Below are 6,219 nucleotides of genomic sequence, written 5' to 3' on the forward strand. Positions count from 1 at the left end.
GATCATGCGCCGCATGCGCAAGTCGTAGAGCTTGCCCGCGGCGCTGTCACACATGAAGAAGTTCACCGACTGGAACGACGTCGCAACACGGAGCTCGCTCGGAACAGAGGGAGTCGCGCGCCAAGTTCGGCCAGTCGTCCTCGCCGCGATCGAAGCAAAGGCACTTGAGCTCGACCACAGCCGCAAGAAGAGCAACGTCGCGGAGGGTCCTGCAGGAGAGGAGCAAATTACAAGACCTCGCCGAATGGCGAGAGCGTAAGAAAAGGGCCTTCGCTGTTGAAGGCCCTTTTTCTTTGAAGCGCAAAACTAGAGCCGTATTTTGTGCGTGCGTTCGGCAGCTGGATCGAGACGCGAACCGTAACGCTTTTCGACTTGGGCGAGAAACTGAGCCTTCTGCGCCGCATCAGCAAAATGTCGAGCCGCGAAAGACTGACCAACTTCGCGCAACCCGGCCTTCGCGACGGGAACGACCTGGTCCAACAGCGGCAGCTTTCCACCGTCGATCAATCGGAGAATCTCGGCCCTGGCATGCGCCGAAAAATGCTCCTTCGCTTTCGCGTTGGCGACGTACCGTTTCTCGATCGCCGCGGTTCTCACATCGAGCTGAGCAAATGCAGACGCGAGGCTGGGATGCTTCATCAGTGCATCCTCACGCGAAAGCCGCTCGAAGGCCACCGCCGCAGCCGGGCGAACGGCTTCAGCAAAGACGCGCTCGATCGCGGCAGTGTCGCCTGCCAACGCGCTCGCGGAGGCCGAGTTCCAGGCGGATCTGTCGCCTTGGATACGGCGTTGATCAAGTACAAAGCCAGCCTGTAACGCCAACTGGCCAAGGAATTCTCGCGTTGCTCGACCGTTGCCCTCTCGAAACGGATGCAGCCGATTCAAGTCCGTATGGAGCCGTGCAAGCTGCACGACGAACTTTGCTTTTTCGCTTCCCTGAAAGTAGCCCGCGGCCTCTATGCCTTTTTGAATGCGCTCCCCCTCACGCCCGATATGGTCCGGTTCGGTGAAGTTCGAATGCGCCTTAGCTAGGGAAACATCGCGTAGTCGCCCGGCCCACTCGTAGGTGTCTTGAAACAGGTGCTGGTGGATGCGTTGAAGGTGTGCGAGGTCGAAGCGCCCCGAAATCGGTTGTTGAGCAAGTTGAACTGTCCGAAGGTAGGCACTTTCCGCTTCAAATGATTTGAGGACCGACGCGTCGCGAATTCCTGGCTTGTTCACCAGCACGTCGCTACCGGGATAGTGGTACGCCTTCCAGCGTGCCAGGTCGTCAGCCATGAGCTTCTCCCGCGTTCTTCGCAGCTGCACGGCGCTCCACGCGTGCCAAAAACTCCGCTTCCGAAATGTGGCCAGCCTCCAGCTCTGCAGCGTCCTTCATGAACTCGGCAGAGGGCTCGAAGCCCTCAATACGTGCGCTAGCGAGGGCCTGCTCGTGGGCCCACGCTGCATTGACTGTGGGGTTTGAAATTGGGTCCGGATTTTTCATTGCGTGCTCCATGGATAGAAAAGTTGCTGCTCGATTCGGGATTTAGCTGCTAAATCGCGGCACCGTCTTGTGCTGAGGGGGTGCGGCTTTGCGCAAGGTCGGGCTTTCCACCGGAATCGCCGTAGATCAGCTTGCAAGCGGGAAACCCGCTGCAGCCCCACCAGTCGCGCGCGGTCTTCTGCCAGGCCTTCTTGACGCCCTTGCGGCGGACTAACCCTTTGCCGCAAGCGGTGCATTTGTGAACGTCGGAAATTACGGCAGCCTGCCTTGCCACCGGTTTGCCGGCTTTGTCGTCCATCGTGTGCTTGCAGGCCTCGCGATCGATGCAAGACCAGAAGAAACCGTTCTCTCCTTTGATTCGGCGCATGTCTTTCGAGCACTTTGGGCACGGCGAAGTGCCACCGCCGGCAATGCGCAAAGCACCATCGTTCGCCCGAGCGACTTCCTCACGAATCAGCTTTTCCTGCCGAGCTTGGAAGCCACCGACATCGCCGTGCCCGCCTTCAATTTCTTTCAACATCCGTTCGTAGAGAGCGGTGAGAAGCGGGCTCCGAATGATTTCGGGCACGGCGTCGATCAACCCACCGCCGAGCTTTGTATGAACGAGAAATTTGCCCTTCGTCTCGACGTAGCCGCGACGCCCTAGGTCAGCGACGATCGCGGCCCTGGTGGCCTCCGTCCCCATACCGTCGCTCTCTCGCAGCATCTTTCGGTGCGCTGGGTCTTGCACGTGCAGATGGATTTGGGCCATCGCGTTTCCCAGCGTGGCATCGGTGTAGTGAGGGGGCGCCTTTGTCTTCCTGTCGATCCTCTCGCATGCGATGCAACTCACTTCGTCCTCATTGCGGATCGCCGGGAGGTTCTGCGCCTGGTCTTCGGCAGGGTCGTCATCAGTCGATTGCTCGGAAGCCTCCCCTCCGTACAAGGCCTTCCAACCCGCTTTCACGACCACCTTCCCTGAAGCCGAGAAGGACTCGCCGGCAACGACTACCTCGATCTTTGTACGCAAGAATTCGTGCAGAGGAAAAAACTGTGCAAGATAGGAGCGGACGATGAGGCCATAGACATTGCGATCCTCGGCACTCAATGAGGCAAGCGAGCCCTCATGCATAGTGGGAATGATGCCGTGGTGTGCAGTGATCTTCTTGTCGTTCCAAGTTGCAGACTTGATCGTCGCATCCGCAAGATCGACATGCTTCGCAAGATGCTGGTTCACCTTCTTCAACGCAGCGAGCACACGCGGCGCGTCTGCGTGTTGAGACTCGGGAAGGAACGGGCAGTCGGTGCGCGGGTAGCTCGTGAGCTTGTGCGTCTCATAAAGTGCCTGACAGATGCTGAGGACGTCTGTTGCCTTGTATCCGTAGGTGTTCGAGGCCAGCAGCGTGAGGCTGGAAAGCGAGAACGCCCGTGGATGCCTTTCCTCTTTCAACTCCTGTTCGTGCGAACGAATTGAGCCCGTTTGGCCCGATACCTTTTTCGCCATGGCCTCAGCGACTGCAGTGTCGACAAGGCGACCCTCGGGATCTATGCCGACCTGGTCCTCCGCCGGATTCCACCTTGCGGTAAACGAACCGTTTACATGCGAAAAACTTGCCTTCAAGGCGTGGAAGTTCACCGGCTTAAACGAAGCGATTGTTCTGTCCCGCTGCACCACCAGCGCGAGCGTCGGTGTTTGCACCCGTCCGATCGTCAATAGCACTTGAGATCCGCCACGCCGCGCACGCAGGGTGTAGGCGCGACTCAAGTTCATCCCGATGAGCCAATCTGCTCGAGAGCGCTGCTCGGCAGCATGCCCCCATCCTCGGTACGCGTGGTTGTCCTTCAACGAAGCCAGGCCGCGTTGAACCGACACTGCATCGATGGCGCTGACCCAGTAGCGTAAAACCGGAAGTGTCGACTTGAACCACTTCAAAACGGCATCCACGATCAATTGGCCCTCGCGATCGGGGTCGCCAGCATGCACGACCTCTGTTGCTGTTTTCAGCAAGCGCCCAATTACTGCAAGTTGCTGTTTTGAGTCTTCCTGCGGCATCGACAGCCACTCGCCGGGGATGATCGGCAAGTCCTCCGCACGCCACAACTTGTTCCCATTGGACTGGGTGGGCACGTCGCTACCCAGATAGGCATCCGGCTTCAATAGCTCCAGCATGTGCCCTCGGCACCATGTCACGAGCGAGTCGCCGCAGTCGAAATGTCCTTCGCGCTTGCCGCGCGAGCCGAGCTCATTGGCTATGGCTTGAGCCACGCTCGGTTTCTCCGCAATGTACAGACGCATTGTTCTCTCAGTTTGTTTGTTTCACTACTTCCACGTGGCCAAGGGAACCACCACCGCTTGCACATCCGTCGCGAGCAACGGACCGAAGTAACGGGAGTCGAATGAGATTGGCGAGTGGTCTCCCATCAAAAAAATCTCTTCCGCGTTGAGGACGCGATTCATGCTGTACGCCTGCATCTGCCGGCCCTGGCCATCGGCCTTCATCGGCGCACTCTCGGCTACGGTCAGGCCATTCACCGAAACCCCTGCCGCCACGACGGATACACGGTCACCACGTGTTGCGACGACACGCTTCATCAGGGGAAGAAGACCGCTGCGACAGCGGCCGACACGGACGTAGCCGCGGGCCTTCGCAACAAGAAAGGCACCAGCTGCAGGCGGGCAAATCACTACGAACGCATCGCGCGCGACTGGACTCGCCACGGAACGATAAAAGCCGAGTGGAATGCTGACCGTGGTGTTGAGGTAGATTCCCTCGCGCTCAATGAGCCAGGCGCTGGCGGCGAGCGTGACCAACGTGCAACCCGCTATTCGACCGAGCCAATTCATGCCACCCCTCTTCAAATCGAAACGGTGGTCGGCTCTATGGCACTCGGCCGCGAGCGCATCACATCGCTTTGCTTTGGAGCCGGTACTGCAGCCCTGGCCAAAAATGTTTCGTCCTGAAAGTAGAGGAGCTGGCGGCCGTAGATCGCCGGCCGGCCCGCCACATAGACGACCATGTCTCCGGCCTCAGTGATCTCGCCGTCCCCGTTCTTCAACGGGCCCTTCATCCGCATGCTTTCGTCTGGGGTGAGCAACGGTCGCTGTACCTCCTGCGTCGTACGCGAGACCTGACCAAGCCACATACCGGCGCGCTTCCCGCTGGTCGTGACCTGTTCTTTCACGATGGTGGTCACGCCTGTCAGTTCGGACAAGTGCTTGGCGGTCTCGATGCGGTTCGGGGGATATGCGTTTTGAATGTGGCAGTTGGAGGAAATCGTCTCGTCGTGCCCGTACCCAGTCTTCTCGCTTTTGACTTGGTTGATGTCCTGGCAGATGAGGTACATCTTGATTCCGTAGCCCGCAACATAAGCAAGGGACTCTTGCAAAATGCCGAGCTTCCCGAGCGATGGGAACTCGTCGATCATGCCGAGCAGCCGGTGCTTGTAGCCCTTTTTCTGCCGCACGTAATCGCGTTTGGAAGTGCCCTTCAGCCCGAGCAGCTTCCTCCACCAAGACGGCTTGTTGGTGCCGCCGGTAGCGGTCTCGAATTCCATGCGGTCAGCCAGGAGGCGGATGATCATGTTGACCATCACGCGTACCAGCGGCCGTAGGCGGTCCTTGTCGTTGGGCTGCGTGACGATGTAGAGGCTGACAGGCACGTCGGCGTTCATCAGGTCTTTAATCTTGAACTGCGAGTCGCTGGTGTTCATCGCTACAACGGGGTCGCGATAGAGTGAAAGGCAGGACTTCGTGGTGGACAGCACGGAGCCGGCTTCCTCGTCGGGTCGGTCCAACATGTCTCTTCCTGCTGCAGCGATAGCAGGATGCGGCATGCCATCCCGATGACTGTGCGTGGTCATTTCCATCCACAGCTCCCGCACGTCCCGGCTCGGGTCCGCCAGCAATGCATCAACTGCGGCCAGGGTAGCTGCTGGCCCTCCATCGCGGGCCTTGTAGAGAGCGTGAAGAATGACCCCTACCAACAGCGCTTGAGCCGTCAGGTGCCAATGATCCAAGTCCCCCTTGCCGTCAGGGTCCACCAGCAGGGTCGCTAGGTTTTGAGCGTCGCCAACTTCAGCTTCTGAATCAATCCGGATCTCGTTAAGAGGATTCCAGCGAATGCCTCCGTTCGACGCAGCAGGCTCGAACCGAAGGACCTTGCTCCCTGCATGGTTCTTTCGCCAGCCCGCCGTCATTGCCCAAAGCTCGCCTTTCAAGTCGGTGATAAATGCACTGTGCTTCCATGTGAGCAATGTGGGAATGACGAGTCCCAAGCCCTTGCCGGACCGCGTCGGCGCGTAGGTCAAGATGTGCTCAGGACCGGAGTGACGCAGGTAGTGCAGCGCGCCAGAACTGTCGAGCCAGCCTCCCACATAGACGCCATCGTCGCTCCCGAGAAGGCCTGTGAACGGCGGTCAGGAAGCGCGCTTATTCGGCGGTGAGAAGGCGCTTTTGTTCATCGGCGGTGAGGTGCCGTTTCCGTGACCGGCGGCGAGGCGGCGGTTTTGCAGTGATCGTTCGTGTGGGATGGGTCGCGCAGCAGGCCGCCCTGCAGGGCGGCCTGCTGCGCGGCGGCGCGTCGTGACGGCCACGGTCCTCTGGGAGGGTGGGCTGCGAGTGCGGTAGAACTCGGGGCATGCCCGAGTCGTAGGCGGGCACGGCGGCGGCCGTTGGCCTGGCAGCTTCATTCCGCACGCCGTGCCCACAACACGCCGAAGCGGATGCAGCGCCAGTGTATTGCGAACGGGCCGGG

Annotated in this window: 4 protein-coding genes and 1 pseudogene; all 5 read right to left on the reverse strand. The window is 59.6% G+C overall.

Translation table 11 applies throughout. The annotated features are described in order from the left end of the window. Positions 1-306: 306 nt before the first annotated feature. Positions 307-1,278: a Fic family protein gene (locus QMO14_RS32465; protein WP_301512207.1), complete on the reverse strand. Its 972-nt coding sequence runs from the start codon at positions 1,276-1,278 to the stop codon at positions 307-309. Then, the gene (locus QMO14_RS32470; RefSeq protein ID WP_301512208.1) at positions 1,271-1,486 is read right to left on the reverse strand and encodes a hypothetical protein; all 216 of its coding nucleotides are present in this window, start codon (positions 1,484-1,486) and stop codon (positions 1,271-1,273) included. Before QMO14_RS32470 ends, QMO14_RS32465 begins: the two co-directional genes overlap by 8 nt. 49 nt (positions 1,487-1,535) lie before the next feature. After that, on the reverse strand, positions 1,536-3,761 hold the full coding sequence (locus QMO14_RS32475; protein WP_301512210.1) for a DNA topoisomerase 3: 2,226 nt from the start codon (positions 3,759-3,761) through the stop codon (positions 1,536-1,538). A 24-nt stretch (positions 3,762-3,785) separates the two neighbouring features. After that, on the reverse strand, positions 3,786-4,310 hold the full coding sequence (traF, locus tag QMO14_RS32480; RefSeq protein WP_301512212.1) for a conjugative transfer signal peptidase TraF: 525 nt from the start codon (positions 4,308-4,310) through the stop codon (positions 3,786-3,788). An 11-nt stretch (positions 4,311-4,321) separates the two neighbouring features. After that, positions 4,322-5,848: pseudogene (locus QMO14_RS32485) on the reverse strand (type IV secretory system conjugative DNA transfer family protein); the annotation flags it as partial. Positions 5,849-6,219 lie beyond the last annotated feature (371 nt).

This window comes from Variovorax sp. CAN15 (assembly GCF_030462475.1).
GTDB lineage: Bacteria > Pseudomonadota > Gammaproteobacteria > Burkholderiales > Burkholderiaceae_C > Variovorax.

What these genes read in the sequence shown, in the direction of transcription:
- QMO14_RS32465 (WP_301512207.1), bottom strand. Translation starts at nt 1,278, where the DNA reads ATGGCTGACGACCTGGCACGCTGGAAGGCGTACCACTATCCCGGTAGC.
- QMO14_RS32470 (WP_301512208.1), bottom strand. Translation starts at nt 1,486, where the DNA reads ATGAAAAATCCGGACCCAATTTCAAACCCCACAGTCAATGCAGCGTGG.
- QMO14_RS32475 (WP_301512210.1), bottom strand. Translation starts at nt 3,761, where the DNA reads ATGCGTCTGTACATTGCGGAGAAACCGAGCGTGGCTCAAGCCATAGCC.
- traF (WP_301512212.1), bottom strand. Translation starts at nt 4,310, where the DNA reads ATGAATTGGCTCGGTCGAATAGCGGGTTGCACGTTGGTCACGCTCGCC.